General features: G+C 67.4%; 22 protein-coding genes. 11 read left to right on the top strand and 11 right to left on the bottom strand.

The annotated features are described in order from the left end of the window. Nucleotides 1–619: 619 nt before the first annotated feature. Genes EKM57_RS17850 through EKM57_RS17835 form a run of 4 tightly spaced genes read right to left on the bottom strand, consistent with a single transcriptional unit; the run spans nucleotide 620 to nucleotide 2,994 of the window. Nucleotides 620–1,522: a toprim domain-containing protein gene (locus EKM57_RS17850; RefSeq protein WP_243451127.1), complete on the bottom strand. Its 903-nt coding sequence runs from the start codon at nucleotides 1,520–1,522 to the stop codon at nucleotides 620–622. A 56-nt stretch (nucleotides 1,523–1,578) separates the two neighbouring features. Then, entirely contained in the window at nucleotides 1,579–2,205 is a 627-nt protein-coding gene (locus tag EKM57_RS17845; protein ID WP_129793892.1) for a lytic transglycosylase domain-containing protein, read from the bottom strand. Continuing rightward, complete coding sequence (locus EKM57_RS17840; protein ID WP_129793891.1) at nucleotides 2,193–2,774, bottom strand: S26 family signal peptidase; 582 nt, start codon at nucleotides 2,772–2,774, stop codon at nucleotides 2,193–2,195. The genes EKM57_RS17845 and EKM57_RS17840 overlap by 13 nt, the downstream gene beginning before the upstream one ends. Then, nucleotides 2,767–2,994: a helix-turn-helix domain-containing protein gene (locus EKM57_RS17835; RefSeq protein WP_129793890.1), complete on the bottom strand. Its 228-nt coding sequence runs from the start codon at nucleotides 2,992–2,994 to the stop codon at nucleotides 2,767–2,769. Before EKM57_RS17835 ends, EKM57_RS17840 begins: the two co-directional genes overlap by 8 nt. Before the next feature lie 198 nt (nucleotides 2,995–3,192). On the opposite strand from EKM57_RS17835, the gene EKM57_RS17830 reads away from it, so the two are divergent. Then, nucleotides 3,193–3,402 carry a hypothetical protein gene (locus EKM57_RS17830; protein WP_129793889.1) on the top strand — a complete coding sequence of 70 codons (210 nt, stop codon included), beginning with the start codon at nucleotides 3,193–3,195 and terminating at the stop codon, nucleotides 3,400–3,402. A gap of 441 nt (nucleotides 3,403–3,843) precedes the next feature. Here the strand turns inward: EKM57_RS17830 and EKM57_RS17825 are convergent, their stop codons facing one another. Then, nucleotides 3,844–4,029, bottom strand: a complete 186-nt coding sequence (locus EKM57_RS17825) for a hypothetical protein (RefSeq protein ID WP_129793888.1) — start codon at nucleotides 4,027–4,029, stop codon at nucleotides 3,844–3,846. Nucleotides 4,030–4,434: 405 nt separating this feature from the next. Here EKM57_RS17825 and EKM57_RS17820 point away from each other — a divergent pair, with 405 nt between their 5' ends. Then, on the top strand, nucleotides 4,435–5,838 hold the full coding sequence (locus EKM57_RS17820; RefSeq protein ID WP_129793887.1) for a hypothetical protein: 1,404 nt from the start codon (nucleotides 4,435–4,437) through the stop codon (nucleotides 5,836–5,838). Nucleotides 5,839–6,411: 573 nt separating this feature from the next. Here the strand turns inward: EKM57_RS17820 and EKM57_RS17815 are convergent. Next, the gene (locus tag EKM57_RS17815; protein ID WP_129793886.1) at nucleotides 6,412–7,197 is read right to left on the bottom strand and encodes a DNA -binding domain-containing protein; all 786 of its coding nucleotides are present in this window, start codon (nucleotides 7,195–7,197) and stop codon (nucleotides 6,412–6,414) included. A gap of 119 nt (nucleotides 7,198–7,316) precedes the next feature. Continuing rightward, nucleotides 7,317–8,030, bottom strand: coding sequence for a LuxR family transcriptional regulator (locus EKM57_RS17810; RefSeq protein ID WP_206185491.1), 714 nt, complete (start codon nucleotides 8,028–8,030; stop codon nucleotides 7,317–7,319). Between the two features lie 374 nt (nucleotides 8,031–8,404). Here EKM57_RS17810 and EKM57_RS17805 point away from each other — a divergent pair, with 374 nt between their 5' ends. The 4 genes from EKM57_RS17805 (at nucleotide 8,405) to EKM57_RS17790 (ending at nucleotide 11,421) form a co-directional block, all read left to right on the top strand. After that, on the top strand, nucleotides 8,405–9,154 hold the full coding sequence (locus EKM57_RS17805; RefSeq protein WP_129793884.1) for a LuxR family transcriptional regulator: 750 nt from the start codon (nucleotides 8,405–8,407) through the stop codon (nucleotides 9,152–9,154). 101 nt (nucleotides 9,155–9,255) lie between these two features. After that, entirely contained in the window at nucleotides 9,256–9,876 is a 621-nt protein-coding gene (locus tag EKM57_RS17800) for an acyl-homoserine-lactone synthase (RefSeq protein WP_129793883.1), read from the top strand. A gap of 11 nt (nucleotides 9,877–9,887) precedes the next feature. Beyond that, on the top strand, nucleotides 9,888–10,775 hold the full coding sequence (locus EKM57_RS17795; protein WP_129793882.1) for a phytanoyl-CoA dioxygenase family protein: 888 nt from the start codon (nucleotides 9,888–9,890) through the stop codon (nucleotides 10,773–10,775). A gap of 28 nt (nucleotides 10,776–10,803) precedes the next feature. Next, nucleotides 10,804–11,421, top strand: a complete 618-nt coding sequence (locus EKM57_RS17790) for a GntR family transcriptional regulator (protein WP_165357534.1) — start codon at nucleotides 10,804–10,806, stop codon at nucleotides 11,419–11,421. Nucleotides 11,422–12,171: 750 nt separating this feature from the next. On the opposite strand, the gene EKM57_RS17785 is transcribed toward EKM57_RS17790, so the two are convergent. After that, nucleotides 12,172–12,684 (bottom strand): cysteine peptidase family C39 domain-containing protein, encoded by a 513-nt coding sequence (locus EKM57_RS17785; RefSeq protein ID WP_129793880.1) that lies wholly within the window; start codon nucleotides 12,682–12,684, stop codon nucleotides 12,172–12,174. A 483-nt stretch (nucleotides 12,685–13,167) separates the two neighbouring features. On the opposite strand from EKM57_RS17785, the gene EKM57_RS17780 reads away from it, so the two are divergent. The 5 genes from EKM57_RS17780 to EKM57_RS17760 all read left to right on the top strand — a co-directional run bounded on the left by EKM57_RS17780 (nucleotide 13,168) and on the right by EKM57_RS17760 (nucleotide 20,380). Next, nucleotides 13,168–13,683: a MucR family transcriptional regulator gene (locus tag EKM57_RS17780; protein WP_129793879.1), complete on the top strand. Its 516-nt coding sequence runs from the start codon at nucleotides 13,168–13,170 to the stop codon at nucleotides 13,681–13,683. Between the two features lie 279 nt (nucleotides 13,684–13,962). Continuing rightward, on the top strand, nucleotides 13,963–14,538 hold the full coding sequence (locus EKM57_RS17775) for an RNA polymerase sigma factor (protein WP_129793878.1): 576 nt from the start codon (nucleotides 13,963–13,965) through the stop codon (nucleotides 14,536–14,538). Next, complete coding sequence (locus EKM57_RS17770) at nucleotides 14,535–15,566, top strand: FecR domain-containing protein (RefSeq protein ID WP_129793877.1); 1,032 nt, start codon at nucleotides 14,535–14,537, stop codon at nucleotides 15,564–15,566. Before EKM57_RS17775 ends, EKM57_RS17770 begins: the two co-directional genes overlap by 4 nt. A 96-nt stretch (nucleotides 15,567–15,662) precedes the next feature. Continuing rightward, entirely contained in the window at nucleotides 15,663–18,272 is a 2,610-nt protein-coding gene (locus EKM57_RS17765) for a TonB-dependent receptor (protein ID WP_129793876.1), read from the top strand. Continuing rightward, nucleotides 18,272–20,380 carry an Atxe2 family lasso peptide isopeptidase gene (locus EKM57_RS17760; protein ID WP_129793875.1) on the top strand — a complete coding sequence of 703 codons (2,109 nt, stop codon included), beginning with the start codon at nucleotides 18,272–18,274 and terminating at the stop codon, nucleotides 20,378–20,380. Before EKM57_RS17765 ends, EKM57_RS17760 begins: the two co-directional genes overlap by 1 nt. Here the strand turns inward: EKM57_RS17760 and EKM57_RS17755 are convergent. From EKM57_RS17755 to EKM57_RS17745, 3 genes are read right to left on the bottom strand one after another with little or no spacing between them, the layout of a single operon-like run. Then, a complete protein-coding gene (locus tag EKM57_RS17755) occupies nucleotides 20,346–22,061 on the bottom strand; it encodes an asparagine synthase C-terminal domain-containing protein (RefSeq protein WP_129793874.1) in 1,716 nt (571 codons plus the stop codon). The two genes, EKM57_RS17760 and EKM57_RS17755, sit on opposite strands and share 35 nt — an antisense overlap. Before the next feature lie 53 nt (nucleotides 22,062–22,114). After that, complete coding sequence (locus EKM57_RS17750) at nucleotides 22,115–22,783, bottom strand: lasso peptide biosynthesis B2 protein (RefSeq protein ID WP_165357533.1); 669 nt, start codon at nucleotides 22,781–22,783, stop codon at nucleotides 22,115–22,117. 49 nt (nucleotides 22,784–22,832) lie between these two features. After that, nucleotides 22,833–22,964, bottom strand: coding sequence for a benenodin family lasso peptide (locus EKM57_RS17745; protein WP_129793872.1), 132 nt, complete (start codon nucleotides 22,962–22,964; stop codon nucleotides 22,833–22,835). Between the last annotated feature and the right edge of the window lie 1,030 nt (nucleotides 22,965–23,994).

The following is a 23,994-nucleotide window of genomic DNA, read 5'->3' as shown; positions in this document are numbered from 1 at the left end:
GTCCGTCCCTCAGCCATTCCCTGTGGAGCGGTCCACCCGATCTGCTCCGGCACGGCCTGGACGGGTCACCTGATCCTGGTGAACCAGCAGACGCGGACGCCTGCCCTGGCTCAGCACGGGTCGGGGACGGCAGGAAACCGGGCGGCGATCCGTTCCGACAGCCACGCCATGTTCGCCAATCTCCTGTGAGCTTTCGCCATCCGTCCGAAGCGGGAAGCTGGCGATCCCTCAGTGAGGCACCTCGGCTAGGCGCGCAGGTCGGGGTCGATCGCGGCGGATCGTGGGGAGTGCCTGCATTTCCCGTTGGGCAATCCCTGTGGCCACTTTTCACGAAGTCCGGGGCCGCCCCCGGCCGGTGCTGAGCGGGACGACCGGCAAGCGGGCCGGCCGATGCGGAAGTCGGCGCCGTTCGCGGGCCCACTTCTCGAGGCCTTTGAACGGCTTCTCGCCCTCCACTCCATTGGCGCTCCCTCTTCTCTCCCGGGGCTTCGCCACAATCGCCATCGCAAGAGGCGCGCGCGGCGGCCGGGCGGGATCTCGCCCGGGAGAATGGCTGATGACGGGCCGGCGGGGCGAAGCTGCGGGATTGCCGCTCCGAACGCCCCCCGCTGCATCTCCGCTAGCGCGTGGGGCACCCGCTTGCGGCAGCGCGCAGGACGTCGTTCCAGTCGGCGCCCGGACGGCGCGGATAGCGGACCTCCACCACAAGATGCCCGAAGACCTTGCGGGCAAGCGCCTCTGCGCGGCGGCCGCCGGCATCATGGTCGAGAAAGAGGACGAGCTCGGTGACGGCAGGCGGCAGCGCCACCAGCCTGAACCGCTCGGTGCCGAGCGTCGCCCAGCAGGGCAGCCCGAACAGAGCGGAAGCCGACAGAGCGGTTTCAATTCCCTCGGCAAGCCCCAGCCGGGACGCCACGCCGCCCAGGCGGACGGCGCCGGAGCCGAACCGGCCGAGTCCGCAACGAGGCTCCCCGATCGACGCAAGGCGGTCGCTTGCGATGTCCAGAAACGTCCTGTGCACCGCCACCAGGCCGTCGTCGGCGCGCACCGCCGCGACGAGCGCCGGGCGGAACACGGTGAGCGGGCGAGGCCCATGGGGCGTCCGCGGGTGGTAGCGCAGCTCCGGCGACTCGGCCGCGATTCCCCGGCTCGCGAGATAGCGCTCGGCAGGCGTACCGGCGATGGGATGTGCGCGGCTCCACAATCGAATGGCGGCGTTTCGCGATGCGGCGCCGCCAGCCCGTTGGTGCGCAGGTGGCTCCGGCCCGGCCGGCCGCCCGCGCGTCTCGGGGAGAGGATGACCGGCCGTCCTGAGCGCCCTCAAAATGTCCGTCGACCGGCAGCCCGCGAAACAGTGGACGAGAAGGCTCGTGCGCCCAACCCGCACGCTGAGCGACGGCCGGCGATCGTCATGCGCGGGGCAGCGGCACATGCCGCCGCGCCCGGTCCATCGTCCACCGAGGCGCTCGACCAGCGAGCGACCCTCCTCTTCCAGGCTGGCAGGTGCGCGGCGGTCCGTCATCATCCCTCTCCTCGAGTCCACCCGCGCCCCGCCGCCTCTCCTCCCCGACGGATCGCTCAGTCGTCGTCCGAGCGGCGCAGGACGACGAACAAGGCCGCGGAAGGATCGGCCGGTGCCAGTGGCTCGAGGCCGGCTCCGCCGGCGTGCGAACTCGCCCGCACCGCGAACAACGCCCCCGCGGGCGCAGGCTTGCGCTTCGTCACCGGCATGGCTGAGCCGGTGCCGGCAAGGGCGTCCAGATAGGCGATCGTCTCGCGCGGCAGCCGCCGGCCCGTGGCGAGATACTGCGCATAGCGAGCCGGCCCCGCATTATAGGCCGCGAACAGCCCGGGATAGCCGAACCGGTCGTACATCATGCGCAGATAGGCCGTCCCGGCGACAATGTTGTCGCGCGGGTGGTGCGGATCGGCACCCAGGCCGAGCAACCCCCGCATCTCTCGCCAGGTGCCCGGCATGAGCTGCATCAGCCCCATCGCGCCCGCGCGGCTGACGATCGGGCGCCCCCGCAGCATCGTCCGCCCCCCGCTCTCGGCGCGGATGACGCGCCGGATCCATTCTTCGGGAATGCCGAACCGGGCCGACGCTTCCGCAATGAATGGCGACCACCGGGCGAGCGAAGCGGCTTCAACCGGTGCGGCCCAAAGCAGGGCCCCCGCGAGGAGCCCGGCCCTCAATCCGGCCATATCAGCGTCGCGCGGCCCAAGACATGCTCGCGCCGCGTGATCCCGAAATAGCGGCCGTCGAACGCTTCGGCCACGCTCGGTGCCAGCAGGAAGAGTCCCCCTTCGGGGATCGTCGCGCAGCCGGTCCACCAAGGCATCGGCCGTCCGGACCGGTCGTGCGCGGGCCGCATCGTCTCCAGCCGCCCGTTGACGAACACGGCCTCGCCGGCCGCGCAGACCCGATCGCCGGCTGTCGCCGCGACGCGCTTCACCAACGGCACGTTGGCCGGGAGGTAGTGGCGCTCGGCACCGAGCCTGCGAGCGGCGTCGGGAGGCCAGGCGGCCACCATGTCTCCCGCCGCGACGCCGGCCGTGGGCCCGATGACGTACAGCCCGAGCGGGCTGCTCGCGCTCGCATTCCACAGGAGGAGCGTCCCGGGCGGCCACACGATCGTCCCGAGCGACGCGGTGGCCGCTGCGGCGCCCGCCGCCGCGGCGAGCATGCGCAGACGGGTCATGCGGCGGACGCGGCGATGGCGGCGCAGCTCCTCGCCCCAGCGAAAGAGCGGCAGCGCGCGATGCTCAGGCATGGCCGCCGCCGGCATCGGTGACGCCCTTCGACCAGTCGTCCAGATCGTCGATATGGTAGCGGACATAGCGGCTGTGGCGCCGGAACCGCGGTCCCTTCCCGCAGGCGCGCATCGCCTGAAGCTTGCGGGGGGACAGGCCCAGATAGAAGGCCGCCTGCTCCGTCGACAGGAACGGGCTTCCCTTCTTGGCGCGCGCCGCGCGGGCGATCTCGTCGTCCATGAAACCCTCCTTGGCCTTGACGGCGCCAAGCCCGCCGCCCGTGCCGCAAGCCATGGCGTCGTTCGCGCTTGCGGCAGAGGCTCGAAAAAGGACGACGCCGGAAACGAGCCCCGGCGCCCGCCCGTTCGCTGGATGTTCTCATTCGATGGCGCTATTCTGGAGGCAACGAATCATTGTCGGGACAGGGGGACTGCTTTCATGACCGTCATGGAGGAAGTGCGGGCGCTGATCGCGCGGCTATCGCCTGTTGCCGTGTGCGATGACTGCATCGCCGAGCGATTGAACCTGTCGGTCCGGCAGCACGCCAACCACAAGAGCCGCGAACTTGCGGGCATTGGCGGCTTCGAGCGCAGGCTAGGCGAATGCGGCCTGTGCGGCAAGGACAAGCTGGTGATCCGGCGCGTCTAGCCGGCGGATCCGCCGAAAGATCTTGATGCAGGCCAACGACATGAGAAGCCGTTGCCGCCGGGTGTGAACTTGATGGCGAATTGGGCGCCGGCCCGGCTCCGATCGGTTCATTGGGTGGTGGCCAATGAATGGTGCCGGGACAGGCAACTGGCGGCAGGTTTGGCTGACGAGAAAGCTGGTAGCCGCTTCCTGCGAAGCCCTGGGCCGGCGCAGTAGCACAAGACACGGACTACAGACGTGCTCTCGCAGGTCGCCGCCCAGAGAGCCTATCTGTTGTTTCGGCCCGAGGCTGCCTTTGGCGCTGGAGCCGAAAGCCGTTATTATAAAGATGTCGGTGAAGGCAATCGCCCGGTCCCACCCGCGTGCAACCGGAAGGGCGCTGTTCGGGCGAGCCGAAGCCGAACGTAAGCGGCAGAATGGCTTCAGAGCCTGATTTGCCGACTAATCGCCCTGACGCTGTTCCTCGCAGCGAATTCGGCCTCGTGCCTTTGAGCTCGATATGGCCATGATCATGAAGATGCCGATGCCGATGCCGGCGATGATGCTTTTGATGACGATGCCGATCACGGTGCCGAGCACCACACCAATTGCGATGGCGGTGCCAGAAAGTCCGAACTTGCCTTCCATGGAATCCACCTGACGGGCGAGGGAAAGACTCGTCAACATTTGGGCGTTGCGCTCAGGACCGTCCGGGGCGCGCCTGGGACAGGCGGCGGGAATCGGCGGCGTACCGGCAAGTGGGAAGTGACCGCCTCCCGGCCAGAACGATGGCCCCGACAGTCTCCATTTCAGGCGGGTTCCAGTTTGCCCTCATATGCAACTATCTGCCCTATCAGCGGAGTGCCAGTAGCCGGAATGTCTGCTCAGGGTTGCAATCGGACTGGCAACTCTCCGGCCGAATACCAACCAGTCCGACGTTCGCTGCTGTGGGCATGAGCCTCCCTGCGCCCGACAGACGAGCGCCTGGAATCCGGCTTAGCCGGCTGCCTGTACGCCTATTGTGCCATTGAGAAACTGGCGTAGCTTGGGCCGATGTTGCTACGTCATCTCCGTCTGTTCGGGGTAGGTCTTGCCCTGATTTCGCTTCAAGCCGGCAGCGCCAATGCCGCAGAGGATGCCAGCCTTGCCGCGCGGGCGCTCAGCGAAGCGAGTTCCATGCCTGCGGGCCGAGCTCGCGACAATGTGCTACTCACGGTTTCACGCAATCTTCGACATGCGGATCGTGAGCGCGCCATCGAAGCCGCAGCAGCCATGTCAGAAGACTACGAGCTGCGTACCTTCGATCGTGGCCCGGACAGGCTGACACGCCAGATAGTGGCGTATCACAGAGAGCGCCAGGATGCCGCGGCCGCATGTACTGGCTTCATAGAATTATTGAGGCCAGGGAGCGCAAGTGCCGCGGACGAACTACGTATCCGCGAATGCTTCTTCATGGACGCGCCCCCGGGCATTGACCCACCGCCTCTTCCGCGTTTCCCTCATCTTCTTGCGGCTGCGGATGCGCTTCAGCCCGGCCCGACCAAGGCGGAGCTCTTGTACATGGCAACATGGGGATCCGTGCCCGACCGGCCCGCTGGAGGCGCCCTCGTAGCTGTGCGCCGGCTGAGGGCCCTGATACCGCTCCTGGAGGCCGACACGCAGGCGGAAGCGGCGAACTGGCTCGAGACGACCTCAATCGACCTGATCGAGGAAAAACCGGACGCAGCGATCGATCGCGTCAGGCAAGCCTTGGCTCAACGACCGTCACCCGCTGCCAGTGTGGCCGAGCAACCGTCAACGCAAGCGCAGGGATTGATCGCCGACTTGCTGCGCGCCGGAGACATGGACCGAGCCGTGGAGGTGACGGCTTTGCTTCCCGCCTCCGATGACTGCTCCGCGGTCGATGGGGGACTAACCGGCGTCTTCTTCTGGGTCGTTCCCCTACAGGATGAGTCAGTCATCGCCGCCTACATGGCTCATCTTCAGGAATCCGGCCTTTTGGACCGCCTCTGCCCCAGAGGGTTGGATGATGAGCTCGCAGCAATGGTCTGGCTCAAGGCAGGCGACGTTGCCAAGGCGCTGGAAGCGGCTGCCGCCACTGGTAAGCCGCTCGTGTTGGCCAGCACGCGTGTTGAAGCAGTCGAACGCCGCCTGCGATCTGGAGATGTGCTGGGCGCCCGCTCCATTCTGCAGGCGGCGGCCGCCGCGCCGGCATCCTTGGACGCAGTCAAACCGTTCGAGCGGGTTGCCGCGGCCAGAGTACGAGTCCGCCTTATTCACCTGTTGGCCAAGGTCGGAGAAGTCAGGACGGCCGAGCGGCTGGCGTCCTCCTTCCCGGGGCCCGGCTGGCGCAGTCTGGCCTATTCGGTCATCTTTGCCACAGTGAACCGCGACCACGCGGGTCCGGGCTGGAGCGGTCCGAATCTGGACCTCCAGGAAGTGCCGGCCGACGATTGAGTGCCCATTGTGCAGGGCGACAACCGGATCAGGAGGTTCTCGTCGCCCTTCTGACGCATAATGACGAGCGGGCCATGCCGTCTCTGCGAGCGCTGGAGCATGGGTTCAAGAACTAGCTCCTCAAGTGCGAACGAACCTCTTATCGTTCAACATGTGCAGGAGGAGCTGTTGCAGAGGCGATTTCCCGCGCAGACCCGCGACCGCCTTCCTATCGACGACGTTCCGCTGGTAGGCGAAGATGCACGGGCTCGGAACGGTGGCTAGGGCGCATACGGTGTGGGCCGCTGAGTTCAGGGGGCCGGCCACGAGCTCTCAGTTTCACCAACCCTATGGCTTGACAATGGTGACCGAAGCGGGGCTTGGACCAGCGTTTCAGGCGATGAGCCGACCCCCATAAGGGTCGCAATTGCGGTTCCATGTGCTCCCCCAGCACGGCGACGCATTTCTTATGGCCCGGACTGAGTCCGACACCTTCATGCCGGCCGTGACATCTGGGCGGCCGGACAAGAGATGTGAACATGTCGATCATTCGCTCACGATACGGCTGCGAAGCCTCCTCATAGCAGAAATCGGTCATCGCAGCAGCGAACATTGGCCGCCGCTCGCCATTCGCCGCGCCCCGCGCACCAGCCGCTGGACACGTGACCTGATGCTGGGCGCATTGACGCGCCAGCGCACGCCTGCGGCCTCGGTGCTGAGCAGCTCCCCGGCGATCTCGCGCTGGCTTGCGCCGCAGACGAGCGCGTCGTGGGCGCGAAGCATCTGGATCCAGCGGTGCGCGCGCGCCTCGAGAGGGTGGAGCAGCTGCGAAAAGCGACCGCTCCGCCACAGCGCAAGCAGCCGCCGCAACGCCAGCAGGGGCCCGTCGACGTCGCTGAAGCCGTGCAGCTCGTAACGAAGAAGCGCCGGACCGCGCAGGAGCGTGCCGGCGATGACGTCCATCCGCACGGCCCGATAGCCGTCGGACAGCAACAGGTGCTCGGGTCCCTGCGCCTGGACGATCGTCGCGAGACGATCGAGGCGCGCCAGGTCGAACCGGTCATCGTCCGCCCCGCCCGGATCGATCCTGGCCTCGAGGATTCGGGGCAGCACTCCCCTGGTCCAGACGGGCCGGGCGAAGGGCACGGGTGCGTCCGGGGCCTCGAAGGCATGAAGTCCGAATGGCGCGGCCCGAGGGTCGGCTGCGACGATCGTTGCCGGCCGATCCGTGCGCACCGGCGCCGCCGCTTTTGCCGCCCGGCGATAGGCCGGGTTCCTCCGCAGCCATTCCCACGCGAAGCCGGTACGGCTCGCCCTCAGCAGCCGTGCATAAGCCGCCGCGTCCCGCCAGTCGGGCAGGCCCTCCGGAGGACGGCCCATTGCGCGCCGCGCGCGGCCTCAGCCGCGGCGGCAGGAACAGTCGGGGCTGATCGGTACCTGCACGATGCCTGGTCTCCTGCCTGCGATCAGCAGAGCAGGCGGAGCGGCACTCGCACCATTCACCCGGATGGGGGGATTGCCTCGTCGAACGAAATGAGCGCGTCGCGAAGGCCGTGCACGGCGAGCTGGGTGCGGGTCGCCGCGTCATATGCGCGTCGCGCGCTCTTTACATATTGGCGAGCCGTCTCGACGCCGAGCCCGAGAATGCGGGAAATTTCCCAGTCGGTCTTGCCGGCGGCGACGAGCCTCAGGCATTCGAGCTGGCGCCGGCTCAGGCGCGGGGGACGGCTGCAAGCCGGATAGCCGTGGATCCGCCGCGCGGCCCGGAAACCGTGCGCGCCGATCGTCTCGGCGCAGCGCAGCCTCGCCCATGGCAGGTCGGCCCCGGGGCGCACCGCGAAGGAGCAGGAACCACCCGGCTCGCCCGGCACGTTCACCGGCACCGTGAACCCTGCGCCGATGCCGAACCGGACGCTTCGCTCCAGCACGTCGCGCTGCGCTGGCCCGAGCGGCACCAGCTCTCCCAGCTCGGACCAGACGAAGCCCGTATTGGTGCGCTGGCTCGCCAGATGCACCGGGTCGGCACCGATCAGGCGACGCGCCGAAAGCTCCTCCTCCCAGCCGTCCGGATAGGTATCGATCCGGATAAGACCGGTGCGGCGACGCGACAGGCTCGAATGGTGGAGAAGCGCGAAATAGCTGAAGCCAAGCTCGCGGGCGACGTCGTCGAGCAAAGCGGCAAGCTCGGCGTCCGAGCCGCATTGCGAGAGCATGCACACAGATTGGTCGACAAGTCGCGAGTATGGCATCGGCGCCGTTCCCGTCGTCGCAAGACAGCGCCCGCCAGGCTCACGAAGTTCGCCGCAGCCCGTGGCAAGCGCACTTTTCGTCACCAGATGTGCACCAGAAGAAGTTGACAGAGAGTCTACAGGATTGATTCGCAAGCCGGGGCCCCGCGTGAACTAATAATCAGCATATATTGTCGCAGACACTCCGACACTGTTGGCCTGGCGACGTTATACAGCTAGGCTCGACAGGCTGATGGTGACTGCGGGACCTGCCGCCTGAGAAACGGCCGTTTCCGCGAAGAGGACAGGCGCGGAGGCGCGAGGCGACTTGGAACGCCTCTCCGCGCCAGTGCACGGCCATGGTCAAGTTCGAGCGTGCGGAGCTGTTCCTGCGCGACCTCGCCGGGCTCTCCAGCGAAGGCCAGCTTTCCGACGCGCTGGCGGAGATCTCGCGCGAGATGGGATTTCATCATTTCGCGCTCACCCACCACGTCGACGTCCGGCGATCGGCCCGGACGGCGATACGTCTCCACAATTACCCGGCGGACTGGGCGCAATATTATGACGAGAACCGCCTCGGCCTTTCCGATCCCGTCCACCGGGCAAGCCACGTCACCAGTGTCGGCTTCACCTGGTCCCAGATCCCGCAGCTGATCGCGCTCACCCGGCGCGACCACGACATATTGGCCCGCGGCGTGGACCAGGGGATCGGCGACGGCTTCACCGTGCCGGCGCACGTGCCGGGCGAGTCCAACGGATCCTGCTCCTTCGCCAATCCCGTCAATTGGCCGATACAATCAGACGACCTCCCGCTCGCGCAGCTGGTCGGCTCGTTCGCGTTCGAGGCGGCACGGCGGCTGTGGCGGCTGCGTTCGCCCGGGGAGCTGACCGGCGAGCCGCTGACCGACCGGCAGCGCGAGTGCATCATCTGGGTCGCACGCGGCAAGACCGACTGGGAGATCAGCCGCATCCTCGGCATCAGCCATGAGACGGTGATCCGGCACCTCAAGCAGGCGCGCGAGCGCTACGGAGTCACCAAGCGGACGATGTTGGCGGTGCACGCACTGTTCGACGGCTCGATCAGCTTCTTCGACATCTTCCGGCGCTGATCCCCCGTCGCCCGCGACTCGCTGGCAATACCCATTTCTGGGAATATCGGACGCCCGCTGCCGAAGCGAAGCTGACCCATGTCATCCATGAGGAGAAGGACATGGTCACCATTGCCGAGCGGGTTCGTCACCCATTCGAGTCGCGCGCGCTTCGCGCGATGTTCGCCGCCCGAAAGCAGGTCTTCGTCGACCTCCTCAGATGGGACGTGCCGGTCATCGACGGTCGCTACGAGGTCGATCAATATGACGACGAGCATGCGCACTACATCATCCTGACGGACGACGAGGGCGAGCATCTCGGCTCGGCGCGCCTGCTTCAGACGATCCGGCCGCACATCCTCGACACTCTGTTCCCCGAGCTTTGCGACATATCCCCGCCGGCGCGGCCGGATGCGCTGGAGATCACGCGCTTCTGCCTCGACCGCCGCCTTGCGGCGTCCGAACGGCTGGAGATACGCAACCGGCTCGTCTCGGCTCTGGTCGACCATGCGCTGGCAAGCTCGATCCGGACCTATTGCGGCGTGGCCGAGCTCGGCTGGCTCCAGCAGATCCTCGCCTTCGGCTGGCGATGCCGCCCGCTCGGCCTGCCTCGTCGGGTGGACGGCAAGCTCCTCGGCGCGTTCGCCATCGACATCGCCGCGGACACGCCGGCGCTGCTCGAGGCGAGCGGCCTCTACCGACCCGAGCCGCTCCAGGCGGCACGCACGCCCGAGCTCGTCTAAGGAGCCACGCCATGCCTGCCATCGATGATCTCCAGCTTTCCATCCGCAGCTGGGCCGAGCGCCTCCATGGCGACGGCTATTGCGTCATTCCCGATCTGGTGCCGCCGGAGACGATCAGGGCACTGGACGACGATCTCGCGCCCGACTTCGCCGCGACGCCTTTCTGCCGGGGCCGCTTCTATGGCGAGCGCACCAAGCGGTTCGGCCGCCTGCTCGCGCGGTCCCGCCATGCCGCGGCGCTGGTCCAGAACGAACTCGTCCTGGGCGTCGCCGAACGGCTGCTCTCGCCGTGGTGCGACGCGATCCAGCTCAACCTCACCCAGGCGATCGCGGTCCATCCCGGAGCGCTCGCCCAGATGCCCCACCGCGACCAGGACATGTGGCGGGGCGAGACTGGCGAGAAGGAATATCTCGTCAACGTGATGTGGCCGTTCACTCGCTACACGCGCGAAAATGGGGCCACCCGGCTCTGGCCGGAAAGTCACGGGTTCAGGGCGCACTATCCGGTCGCCGAGGCATCGGAACAGGTTCCCGAGGTCGAGCCGGGTTCGGCCCTGCTCTTCCTGGGCTCCACCCTGCACGCGGCCGGCGCCAATGCGAGCGGCGAGGTGCGGCGCGGCATGATCGTCGGCTACAGCCTCGGCTGGCTCAAGAGCTACGAGAACCAGTTCCTCGCCTATCCGCCGGCGATCGCCCGCACCTTCTCTCCCGAGCTTGCGGCGCTGATCGGCTATCGGCAGCACCGGCCGAACCTCGGGAATTTCGAGGGCTGCTGCCCGTCCATCCTCCTGCAGGACGCGACGCCGCAGCATCCAGGCGCGGTCGACGCGCTGCGGCCCGACCAGGTGCTGGCGGTCGACGAACATGCGCAGCTGCAGCTTGCGCCGCAGTCCGCATGAGCACGCAAGCCAGGCGCGGGGCGGCGCGATGAACCCGGGGCCCACGTTCGAGCGCGTCTATCTGGCGGTAAAGGAGCAGCTGGTGAGCGGCCGCTTCGCACCGGGGCAGCATCTCGAGCCGGCCGCGCTCGGCGACGAGCTTCTTTCGAGCATCACGCCGGTGCGGGACGCGCTCCACCGCCTGGTCGGCGAGAGGCTCGCCGAGGCCCCCGGCCACAACGGCTTCCGGGCGCCGCTGCTGACGGAATCGGCGCTTCGTCACCTCTATCGCTGGAGCGCCGACCTGGCCCTCGTCGCGCTGCGATCCCTTCGCCGCTCGCGCCCTCCCGCCGACCTGCCCCTCATCGCAGACCCATGCGGCCCCGCGCCCGATCAGCTTCCACGCGCTGCCTCGAACCTGTTCGCCGGGTTGGCGCAGCTTGCCGGAAGTCCCGAGCTCGAGGTTGCGACTATCAACGCCAATGAACGCCTCTTTGCGGCGCGCAAGGCCGAGCCGGACGTCCTTGACGACGTGGCGGACGAGCTCGGGGCGCTGACGCGGCAGCTTCGCCGTAGCGACCTGCCCGCCGCGCGGCGCGGCGTGGCACGCTACTGCCGGCGCCGATGCAAGGCCGTACCCCGGATCCTGGAGGCGATGCGGTCCTGACTTCACGGTGGCAGGATCGGCCCGGCAAGATCCATGCGGCACCACCTTCGCCCTGCGCTGAAGGCAGGCCAGTGCGCCCCTCAAAGCTCTCCCGAGCTCGGCGGACCCCACGGCATGCCGCACCGCGCTATGCCGCCCCGAGCGTCCCGACCGCTTCTCTGGATCAGTGCCTGCCTGGAAGAGCCGGGCTCAGCAGGCCGACCCCCTAGGCTCCGAACGCGTTGTCCAGCGATCTCCCAGCGATGTAACGATAAGTCATTTCTCAAATGCTCGCAGAAATCAAATTGTGTGGCAGTCGCTGATAGCCTTACTGGCAAATATTGCGCGGTTGACCACGCCAGAAAGCCCTGGCGGGGTACCTTTGAAGTTCACGATTCTCTTATATCGACCGCCAGCAAGTGTGATAAAGTATATTGTCGGGACTATTCTAACAGATCCTAGGTGTTGAACCCCGTCAAATCCAATTATCGTTTGAGTATCAGTAAGGAGATGGTCGTCGGGATAGGAGAGCTCTCTGCAGTGGCGATCAGGCTCGCGACCGTCGCACCGAACTTCCTGCCTCTGCTCAACCCTGTTGCTAGAATAGTCTATAATCGCTGTGCCGGCGCTCGCCTCACACATTCGATACAGCTCGTAGGACTGGTCGATTGCTTGCCAGATCGAGAGTGCGATAGCCGAGATGGCCAGCCCCGAAACGAATGCAGTTACTGTCTTTCGATCCATGGTATTCCCCCGTCATCATTGCGCGCGTCACGGCACAGCCGCACGATTTTCCGTCTCCCGCTCAACGCGAGATGGTCGCGTTGCACATAGTCTGAGGAGTCGTTCCCGCGCTTCCGGCGAGCCTGGAGCTGCGGCCTCATGTCCAATCGGAATGACACGGCCATAGCGCTCGCCCCCTACTGCCGGTGAATAGACGTAGCGGCTGCGCCGGTCGGTATGCGCTTCCCGCTGGGCGGCCAGCACCTCGTTCTCTCCAACGCCACCGGCAAGGAACCAGCCGCAGGTGCCGTTGGCCAGGGCGGGAAGCGGCAGCCGCGCCTGGCCGGACCGCTCGGTGAGAACCACTTTCGTCCGCACCTCCGGCTGTCGCCGTGCAAGCCTTAGCATGTCGTCCGGCCCGACTGCGCGGGAATGACCCAGCTCGTGGCGCAGCTGACCCACGTCGACCGAGATACGGTGAACAGCGAGCAGCGTCGCAAAGGCAAGCAAGCCGGAATTGGCGTGGTCGGCCACAGGAATCAGTTCAGAAACAATGCCCAATTATTCAGCTTGTCGCATTTTTGTTTTGGATGCGAGCTGCAATAGGCAGCGGTGACACGGCGGGCCTACCGGATACGCCCGAGGACCGAAGACAAAGAGACGACCCGCGCCTGGAGACCCCAAGCCGCGCTGTTAGCCGACTGCCTTATGGTCTCCGCCGACAAGCCCTGATGTCGCTTCGCCCAAGTTTTTCGTGCCGCGACGATTTGCGCAGCCAACCGAAGTCAGGGCCAGGATGCTTCGTCAGCAAACGAGCGAACAAGGCAAAGCGTGGCACTTGGCCACCTGCCGACGCCAGCGGCCACGCTCAGGTGAAATAAGTGCTCGGGAACGCAGATTGTTCCTGGCGCGTATCAATAGCGGATCCGGTCGAACGGATGCTCTGCAACCGAACATGCGGAACACCGCAGGTTAGACAGTTTGAAGTTCTCCGCTATGGCGCTCTGGCGCAGTAACTCTCCCCCTTGCAATTGGAAATCCCCCATGGCCGAACAGCAACAAGTACAACCAGAATTGAACGCGGTGGAGCTCGCAACCGAGCTGACCATCGCCTGGCTCGGCAACCAGAACAACCGGGTGCAGGCCGACGAGGTACCGGAGTTTCTGAAAACCATGCACGCCACCGTGACGGCGCTGGCAAACGGATCTTCCCGAGACGATTCCGAGAGCAGCAAGCCGGCACAGACGTTCACTCCGGCCGTGTCGGTTCGCAAATCGCTTGCCTCGAAGGACCACATCATCTCGATGATCGACGGCAAGCCATACAAGACGCTGCGCCGTCATCTTTCCACCCATGGTCTGACGCCCGAGCAATATCGCGAGCGCTATAATCTCAAGTCCGATTATCCGATGGTCGCGGCGAATTATTCGGAAGCCCGGCGCAACATGGCGAAGAAAATCGGTCTCGGCCAGAAGGGTCGCCGCACCAAGGCGGAAGCGAGCGCCTCGGCTCCAGCAAAGCCCGCTCGCGCACCGCGCCGGCGCGCTGCCAAGTCCTGATAGTCGAGAGTCGCGCGGCGCAAACTTCGTTCAGGCGGCGAACTTCGCCTCGAGTTCGGCATGGCTCCGCGGTGAGATTCCATTGCCGCCTCCCAGGCCAGTCTGCGCACGGTTGAACCGGCCAGGAATCTGAAGCACAGTCCCCACGCAGCCCGACCATGCCGGCACCGGGCTGCCGGTCTTTCACCGCCAGGCATCAAGCGCGCCTGACCCTGAAGGTCAGGCGACATTCTTCCAGGCAATCGCCCGGCGCGGGACACGATCTCGTGCGACCCTATCATGTCGTCCGCGCCGCCGCCTGAATCGGTGGACGACGAGAACAATGATCCCTGCCGCAACCACCCATCGGAGACGTCCGGGGCGGAACGGCGGCGCGTCGAGCTGCTCTACCGGGAGCAGGCGGCACGGCTCCGCCGCCAGGTCGGTTCCCGCCTCCGTTGCAGCGAGGAGGCACGCGATCTCGTCCAAGACGCCTTCGCCCGGCTCCTGCGCGCCGGAGCCGGACAGGGGCTGCGCCGGCCCGAGGCGTTCCTGGGCAGGATCGTTCGCAACCTCCTGATCGACCGGTCCCGCCGCCTTCGCACGCGGGCCGTGCAGGTGCCGCTCGAGGACGCACCCGAGCTCAGCGCACCGCCTGGACAATATGAAGACATGGAGCTCGAGGACATGCGTTCGCGCTACCGTGCGGCTGTCGCGACTCTCCCGCCACGCATGCGGCAGGTATTCGTCCTCCACCGGATCGAAGGTCTCGGCTACAAGACGATTGCCGAACGGCTTGGTATCAGCGTCCGCACGGTCGAGTGGCACATGGCCGAGGCGATCGTGCGGATCGGGAGCGAACTGGACAAGCGATGAGTGCGCCTGTCGATCGGGAGGTGGAACGCGACCCGCTGATGCGCGAGGCAGCTACCTGGTTCGCGCGCATGCGAGGCCCGGACGCCGAATCCCATCGCGAGGCGTTCCAAGCGTGGATCGCTCGGGGCGCCCTACACCGTAGCGCCTACAACCGCGCCGCCGAAATATTCGCGATGGGCAAGCTGCTGGCCGACGAGCAGCGACCCGCAGGGGACCCCGCGCCAACCGCCAGATCTCGGCGCTCGCAGCTCGTCGCGGGCCTGGTGGGCCTGCTGCTGCTGGCTGCGGCGGCGGGCTGGCTGGCGACCCGCGCCGCCTCCTCTCCCGGGCAGCAGCCGGCAATTGCAAGCCGCGCCGGCGGTGCAGACCAGATCCTCGTAACCGGCCCGGATCAAGAGCGCCGCGTGCGCCTCGCCGACGGATCGACCCTCCTGCTCGGCGCCGGGACCCGCCTCCAGGTCCGACTGAACTCCGCTGCACGCGACCTGCGCCTGGTGAGCGGCCTCGCCCGCTTCGAGGTTGCCGCCGACCACCGTCCGTTCAACGTCGAGGCCGGGGGCGGACGAATCACGGCCCGAGGGACGATATTCGATATCGCCGTCGACGCCGCCCAGCGCGTGACGGTGCATCTCGTCGAGGGTGTGGTCGACGTGACGCTCCCGGCCGCCCAGGCGTCTAGCGGAAACGCACCGGACGTCCGCCGGCTGGCTGCCGGCGAGCGTGTCTCGTTCGGCGCGCAGACCGGCACGGCCGGAACGGGCGCCGAACTGCCCGTTTCACCCGGCGCGCGGCCAGTGGATGGCGACATCCGCGAGTTCGGACCCGTCCGGCTCGCCGACCTCATCGCCGAGGCCAACCGGGGCACGGCGAGGCCCATCCATCTCTCGAATGCAGCTCTCGGCGATCGCCGCGTTTCCGGACGGTTCAGGCTCGGCAACACCGAGCGCCTCGCCGACAGGCTCGCCATCCTGCTCGGCCTGAAGGTCGACCGAAGCGACCCGGAGCGGATCGTCCTCACCGCTCGATGAGATTTATTTTCCGGCGGACCCCGTAGTCCCCCGCCCCGCTGCGTCAAACCTCCCGAAGCCGGCCAGAACCCGAGCCGGCGGGGGAGGAGAGACAGGATGAAAACCAAAGGTGCGCTTCGCGCCGGCTGCCTCGTGGCGGCGGCATTGACCAGCGGAATCTCGGCGCCGGCGGCGCTCATGGCACAGGCCCAGCTTCGAGCCGATTATGACCTGCCGGCGCAGGATCTTGCCGAGGCGCTGCGATCCATCGCGCGGACCTCGGGAGGCGAGGTGATCTTCGTTGCCGAAGCCGTCCAGGGGCGGCGGTCACCTCCCCTTCAAGGCCGGTTCACGCTCGCTGAAGCCGTGAGGACCGTGGTCGCCGGGACCGGCCTCGTCGTCGAGACGCACGAAGGCGCGATGCTGGTCCGCGCGCCCACGAGCGCACCGAAAGCGGCCGCCTCCGGCGCGAAAGAAGTCGGAATCACGGTGACCGGCACCCGCATCCGCGGCACTCAATCACCTTCCCCGGTCATCGTGATGACGCGCCGCGAGCTCGAGGAAGCGGGCGCCAGCGGCCTCGCCGATTTCACCCGCATCCTTCCCCAGAACTTCTCCGGCGGCCAGAATCCCGGCGTCGCCGGCGGTGGCGACCAGGGCGGGCAGAGCAATATCAACAATTCGGCGACGTTGAATCTCAGGGGTTTAGGCCCCGATGCGACGCTGACGCTCGTGAACGGGCACCGCATCGCCTATGACGCCCTCAACCAGGGCGTCGACATCTCCGCCATTCCGCTCGCGGCCGTCGAGCGGATCGAGGTGATCGCCGACGGCGCCTCGGCGCTCTACGGCTCTGACGCCGTCGGCGGCGTCGCCAACATCATCTTGAGGCGCCGCTATGACGGTCTGCAGGTCGGCGCCCGGCTGGGAGGCTCCACCGCGGGCGGCAACGTCCAGCAGCAGTATAGCATGGTCGGCGGCGCCGACTGGTCGTCCGGCGGCTTCATGGCCGCCTACGATCATGGCCGCACGACACCGATCCTGGCGGCGGACCGCGAATATGCTTCCAGCCTCGATGGGTCGCAAACGCTGATCCAGCGCAGCATTCGCCATGCCCTCGTCCTTGCCGGGCAGCAGGCTCTCACCGGCGGCATGACGCTCGAGCTGGACGCCTTCTTCAACCGGCGTCGCTCCCTCAAGCAGACCCCCTTCTTCGCCGACCGCGACGTGCTCACCGACGGCCTCGTCAACCGGCCCCTCGTTCGCTCCTGGGCAGTCACGCCGACGCTTCGCCTCGCGCTGCCGCATGGCTGGGAAGCCTCGATCAGCGCGACGCGCGCCGTCAGCCGCACCGACATCGATTCCCGTCGCTACACCGCCAGCGTGGAGGTCCCCCAGCGCCTCATCTACGAGAACCGCACGACCGGGATCGAGGCCAATGCCGAAGGTCCGCTGTTCCGCCTGCCCGGCGGCGCCGCTCGGCTTGCGGTCGGCGGCGGCTATCGAAGCGTGCTGCTCGACGTCAACGTGGCCCAGAGCGTCGACGGGACGGTCGTGACGACGCGCGACTTCACCGACTCGCGCGGCGTCCAGTTCGCCTATGGCGAGCTGTCCTTGCCACTGGTCGCCCCGGAGTTCGGGCTGCCCTTAATACACCGACTGACCGTCAGCGCCGCCGTCCGCTACGAGCGGCACGAGGGCATAGACGAAGTGGCGACGCCCAAGCTGGGCCTCGTCTATCAGCCGCATCAGGACGTGACGCTGCGTGCCTCATGGGGCGAGTCCTTCAAGGTTCCGACCCTCGACCAAGTCAACCTCGTTCCCGAAGGCGCGCTGCTGCCCGGACGCCTGTTCTCACCGCAGCCCCAACCGCCGATCCCGGCCGGCGAGACCGTGCTGCTCCTGCTCGGGGGTGGCGAGGGGCTGCGGGCGGAGCGCGCCACCACTTGGTCGACCACCGTCGAGCTTCGTCCGCGCTTCGCCGAGGGACTGCGCGTCGAGGCGACCTATTTCGACATCGACTATCGCGACCGCATCGCAAGTCCGGTCATTGGCTTTCTCGCCGGCCTCGGCAATCCGATCTACCGAGACCTCATTACCTTCGATCCGGCGCCGGAACTCGTGGAGTCGATCGTCGCCGGGCTGCCACTCGGCCTTGACAACATCACAGGCCAACCTTTCGACCCCGTCCTGGTCGGCGCGATCTTCGACAGCTCGATCCGCAACGCCGCGCGCGAGCGGGCCCGCGGCGTCGACGTTGCGATGGACTACGACCTGGACCTTTCGGCAGGCCAGCGCCTGCTGCTCAGCGGCTCGGCAAGCTATCTCGAGAGCGCTCGCCAGCTCATCGAGGGCCAGCCCTTCGCCGAACGGGCGGGCCGGATCTTCAACCCGCCCCACTGGCGCGCCCGCTTCGGCGGCACCTGGCGGAGCGAGCGCGCCAGCTTCACCGCGTTCCTGAACTATACCGGTCCAGTGCTGGACGATCGCCGGGCACCGCTGCAGCGGATCGCTCCGTTCGTCACCGTCGACATGAGCGCGAGCCTGCGCGGCTTTGCGGACAGCGGTCCTCTCAGCGGTTTCGAACTGCGCCTCAACGTCCTCAACCTGCTCGACGAGAGGCCGGACCTCATCCGAAACCCCAATCCGGGGTCGGTGCCCTACGATTCCACCAATCAGTCGCCGGTGGGGCGCTTCATCGGACTTTCGCTGACGAGGAGCTGGTGATGCGCCGTATCGCCCTCGGCCTCGCACTGGCCGGCCTCGCGCCTTCGGCCACTCTCGCGGCCGGCCCGGAGGCCGCCAATTGCGCCGATCTCTTGCCATCGCCGGATGCAGCCGCGGCCGCGACGAGGTCGCTCACGCCGGAAGACCTGGTGCGGCTGCGCGACATTGGCCCGGCAGGTCCCACGACGCCCGACGCGCGGCTGATGACCTTGTCGCCGGACGGACGGCGTCTCGCCTTTCAGTTGCGTCGAGCCGACCCGCACCGCAACAGTTATTGCCTGGCGATGCTCGTCATGGAGGTTCGCCCGGGCGCACGCCCGGTCATCGTCGATCGAGGCGGGGAGCTCATCCGGATCGCTCGCGCATTCCGCGGCAAGGCCGGATTCCAGACCGGGATCCCTCGCGCGATCACGCCCCACTGGTCGCCGGACGGGCAATGGATCGCCTTCCTGAAGCGAGTCGGCGGCAACACCCAGATCTGGCGCGCACGGGCCGATGGGCGCGGCAGCGAGCCACTGTTCGCCGGAATGGATGACGTGGAGGACCTCCGGATCGGGCCGCACGGCCGGACAATCATCTTCACGACGCGGCCGGCCCTGCGCGCCGCCCGAGCACGCATCGAGCAGGAAGGGCGTTCCGGCTTCCATTATGATGAACGCTACGCGCCCGTGGCGAGCAACCGGCCGTTCCCCGCGGCGCCCGTCCCGACGGCCACGCATGTCCTCGACCTCGCGACCGGGGCGGTGCGAGCCGCAAGCGCCAGCGAGTCCACACTCCTCGAAGCCCGGGCGCCACAGGACGTTCTATGGACCTCGGCCGCGCCTAGCCAGGACCGGCGCGCCTGGACCGAGCAGCCCAATCCGTTCGCGCCGCAAACCGCGCGGCTCTTCGTCCAGACCGGCAACGCCGCTCCGGTCGAGTGCCGCGCTCCGGCCTGCGCCGGCGCCAGCCGGCCCTGGTGGACGCCCGACGGGCAACATGTGCGCTACTTCCGGCGCGAGGGCTGGGCGGCGAGCCTGACAGCAATCTACCAATGGACCCCCGCGAGCGGCACGGTGCGCCGCCTCCACCTGACCGGCGACTGGCTGGTCGAATGCGTGCCTTCCGGCACCGCCCTGATCTGCCTGCGCGAGGGCGCGGTCGAGCCGCGGCGGCTGGAGCGGCTCGACGCCGACACCGGACGACGCGAACTCCTGTTCGACCCAAATCCCGAATTTGCACGGCTGACGCTCGGGCGGGTCGAGCGCCTGCGCTGGCGCAACGCCGCCGGATCGGAGACGGTGGGCGACCTCGTCTACCCGGTCGGCTACCGCCCCGGGCGGCGCTACCCGCTTGTCGTCGTCCAATATGAGACGCACGGCTTTCTGCGCGGCGGCACTGGGGACGAATATCCGATCCAGGCCTTCGCCAACCGCGGCTATGCCGTGCTCAGCCTTGCCCGACCCCGGCTCGTGGGCCTGGCACGTGGGCTTACCGACAAGGTCGAGGTCGAGCGCGCCAACCTGGCGGGGTTCGCAGACCGGCGCAGCGTTCATTCCGCGCTCGAACTGGGTCTGCAGCATCTGATCGAACGCGGCATCGCCGATTATGATCGGCTGGGGGTCACCGGAGTCAGCGACGGCGCGACCACCGCCACTTTCGCGCTCATCAACGGCACGCCCTTCAAGGTGGCCGCACTGAGCCATTGCTGTATCGACACGATGCTGCCCACCAGGGTTGGGCCCGCCGCCGCGAGCTATTTCCGAGCCTCCGGCTATCCGCCGACAATCGAGCCGGCGGAAGACTTCTGGCGACCCATCTCGGTGTCCCGCAACGCGCGCCGGATCCGCACGCCGATCCTGCTCCAGGTCGCCGACACTGAGCTGATGAGCGCCCTGCAAAGCTTCACGGCGCTGCGGGAGGCACGCTCCCCCGCCGACATGTACGTCTTCCCGGACGAGACCCATATCAAGTGGCAGCCGGCGCATCGGCTCGCCGTCTACCGGCGGGCGCTGGACTGGTTCGACTATTGGCTGCGCGGCATCCGCCCTGAGAGCGCAGAACGGCAGGCAGAGCTCCGGCATTGGGAAGTGCTCAGGGCCGGCGCCGGCTTGCCGCCGACGGACTGAGCCGGGACGTCCAGCTGTCGAGCCACGCTTCCACCGCGAGCAGCTCGAGGATACGCATTCGCGCCTCGCCGCCCTGCGCGACGCCGCCGCGGAGCGCCTCTTCGAGCGCTGCGCGGTCGAGCATGGCCTGGCCGATCAGCCGACCGTCGAGCAGGCGCTCGCGGATCCTCCCGCGATAATGGTCGAGGAGTTGGGCAGCAAAGCTGTCCGGACTGCCCTTGGTGCGGCGACGTACGACCACCTCCGGCAGATCCCGCGCGAAGGCTTGCCGCGCCACCGCGCGGTCGACACCCCCCGCCCGCCACATCCAGGACGGAATGGCGAGGCACGTCTCCATCACCGGCTGAGACAGCAGCGGGTTGAGCACGGGCGCCAGACGGCTCCTTGGCGGCTCGAGGTTGCGCTGGACCCTCAGCAGGGTCGCGACATGCGCGGCCTTGCCGGGGAGGCATGTCGGGGGAGCCTCGAGCCACGGATGCCCAAACGCGCTCGCGGGAATCCGCGCCAGCAGGTCGGGCGCGAGGAAGGCCGGTTTGTAGCGCCACCGGTAGCCGGGCCGCGACCAGGCCAGCCGTAGGGCGGCCGTGGCGGCTTGCGAGACGCTGCAGCCAGTTTGCCGGCATACGTCACCAAGCGTGTGGAGCACGCCGCGACCCAAGCCTTCGGCCAGCATTCGATCGGCGATCGCCGCGGCCGACTGCGAGTAGGCGAAGACCTGGTCGCCGCCATTGCCCGTCACGAAGGCGTCCGCCGCCACCTTGCGGGCCAACTCGCCATGCGCCCGTTCGTAGGCGAGAGCATGGGTGAAGCCGAACGGCCGCGGCAGATGGGCCGCGAGCGGCGCCTCGATGTCCACATCCTCGAGCCGCAGCCGCGCCTCGACGAGCTCGAGCCCGAGGTGCCGGCACAGCTGGCGCGCATAGTCGCGTTCGTCGGCCAGTGGATCGTCGGCATAAGTGGTGAGGCACACCGCGGCGCCGGCTTCGGCCAGGCAGGCGGCGACGATCGAGGAATCCAGCCCTCCCGAGAGGCTGACCAGCGGCCGACGACGGTCGCCGGTCCAGGCCCGCACAGTCTGGCGCACGACCCGCCGAAGCCGCTCCGCCAGCTCCTCGAGGGCGTTGACCGTTCCGTTATCGACATGGTCCCAGGGCGACCAGGCCATCAACTGGCGGTCGGCGTCGCCGGGAAACGCGACGGCAAAGCCGGGCAGAAGCTCCCGGATCCCTGTGAGGATCGTCTCCGGGGATGGCAGGCCGGCGCCGAACAGGTGCCTTCCGAGCGCCGTCCAATCGAGCGCGGGCCGAAGGTCACCCGCCATTATCAGCAGGTCGACATCGGAGGCCAACAGCACGGCCGGGCCGGTGAACGCCATGTAGCAGGGCAAGGCCGCCGAAGGGTCGCGCAGGACGCGCACGGTGTCGCCGCTCCGCAGCGCGGCAACATAGCCGCCCCAGAACCCGCGGAGCAGGCCTGCTCCGCCGCCGCCGCAAGCGGTCGCATCCTCCGCATCGTCGAGACGGTCCAGCCTCCGGGCCGGACCATGCCGCGCGAAAAGACTTCCGATGACCACGCTGCCACCGTCGAGCGCCAAGTGCGGGCATGCCGGGTCGGTCAGCACGGCCAGCGGGAAGGCCCTGACCCCACATGCGAGCCCGGTCCGGGCCTCCAGCTCGGCCACGAGTTCCTCCCACCCAGAAGGGTGGCGCCCTACGGCCAGAAGGTAGGTCGGCCTCACCCGACCACCCGAACGGGGGTGAAGAGCCGGGCCTGCTCCACTCCGCCGATCAGCATGCTGGGGCCGGACTGCACCCAGCAATGCGCCGAGAAGGGCTGGAGCCTCACGCCGAAGACAAGGCGCGGGAAGAGGTCTCGCCGGTGGCAAGCCCGCATCATGGCGACGGCACGCACGAGGCACCGGTCCGCGGCCGGGAAGACGAAGCTCGTCTTGGCAAAGGCAGCGGCGATCCGGCCCAGCCGGGAATCCCGATCCCGCTGGTCCCCCGCGCGGCCGCGGCCGCACGCCTCGATTTCGGCGACGATGTCGGCGAGGCGTCGGGTCCGTAGGGAGAGCATCGTTCCAAGCTCTGCGGCACAGGCGCCCGCAAGGTCGTGCCAAGACGGCCCCTCGCCCGTGCAATCGACGAGGTCATGGGTCGGGACCTCAATGGAAGTCGGCGGCGCGAAACCTTCCGCTTGGACCGAAGGCTCGATCACGCCGAAGGCGGCAAGAGGCTCGAACGAGGAGTCCCACTCTATTCCACCCTCAAGACGAGACAATGCCACGAACGCCTTCTCGCGCCCCGCGGGCAGGCAGAAATAGTGGTCCGCGGCAAGATCGAGGAAAACGACCTTGTCGCCGCACAGCCCGTAGGAAAGGCCTTGCCGCAGCCGAGCATACATGAGTGAGAAAAGGAGGCGCGCGCCCGCGGACGCGCGCCTGCCCCAGAGATCAGTCGTCCGAAAGGCCGAGGGCCGGCAGCTCGCCGCCCTCATTGTCGGACGAGATCACGCCGTTGCCCTTGGTATCGACGCTGGCGACGCCGAGCTCGATCAGCTCCTCGTGAACATATTCGCGATTCATGGCATTACTCCTCTTGGTTGGACGTCATGGCCATGACCAAGGAAGCATAGGTGAGAACCGATCAAATAACCAACTTACAATTGCGATATATTTAGGCCTCCCCGCCGTGGATTCATCCACGATGTCTGATGCAGCGGATTTTCGGCTTTTACCGTCGCATGGGTGACGAGCGATAGCACGTTTCGAGTACGTTATCGACGTTGCGGCCTCGTCATTTCGTTCGTCGAGAACAAAGCCATAAAGCCGGGTGTTGAGAACATCCTTGGCGATGCGCCGCCGCCTTTGGCCGGTAGGCTTGGACATGCGCGGCGGCCACCCGGCCGCATCCGTCAAAGGATATTCATCATCATTCTTGATTGAAAGAGCACAGTTACGACGACTTCTTGTGATGGGAAAAGGCATTCCCGGGTGACCGGAGGCGTTACCTGACGAATCGTCCGCAGATCTCTGGGTCCTGAAGACCCGGACTGGCGGGCCCTTACGGGAGAGCCGCCCGATCCAGGGGCGCTTGGGCGCGAGGACGATCAGCATTCATGGGCGTCCCCAAAAGCGCTGACATCGCGCGACAGTCCCGACCGCAGCAACAAGCAGCTCAGGTCTTTGCCGTTGCTGCGCCGGCGGAAGGCGGCGAACGGCATATAGCTGGTGGCAACCTACAGGAAGGTGAGCGTCTCGCCCTCGCCAGCGAGAGGAGCGCAGCCGTAGACTGCTCGGCCGAAGCGCCCGAATACGGATGGCAGACCTGGCATGTTTCGCCGCGCTCTCGCGCGAAAATAGCGGAAAGCCCTGATCCGGATCTGCCGGACGCCAGTCGGGCGAGGGTCGGATCCCGGGCGAGGAAGCGCGCCAACGTTTCCTGATGGCCATGAAATACGGGGGCGCCGAGCCGGCGCCCCCGCCCCTTCTACGTCCCTGCGCCGGGTGGGGGGCCGGCGCAGGGACGGTCGGGAACCTCAGAACCTCATCCGGAAGCCGGCATTGGCGCGAAGGACGTTGCTGTCGCCGAAATTGGACAGAGCGGTGTCGGCCG

Origin of the sequence: Sphingosinicella sp. CPCC 101087, assembly GCF_004151485.1 — a bacterium.
Lineage (GTDB): Bacteria > Pseudomonadota > Alphaproteobacteria > Sphingomonadales > Sphingomonadaceae > Allosphingosinicella.
This window is presented reverse-complemented; position numbering and strand designations above follow the sequence as displayed.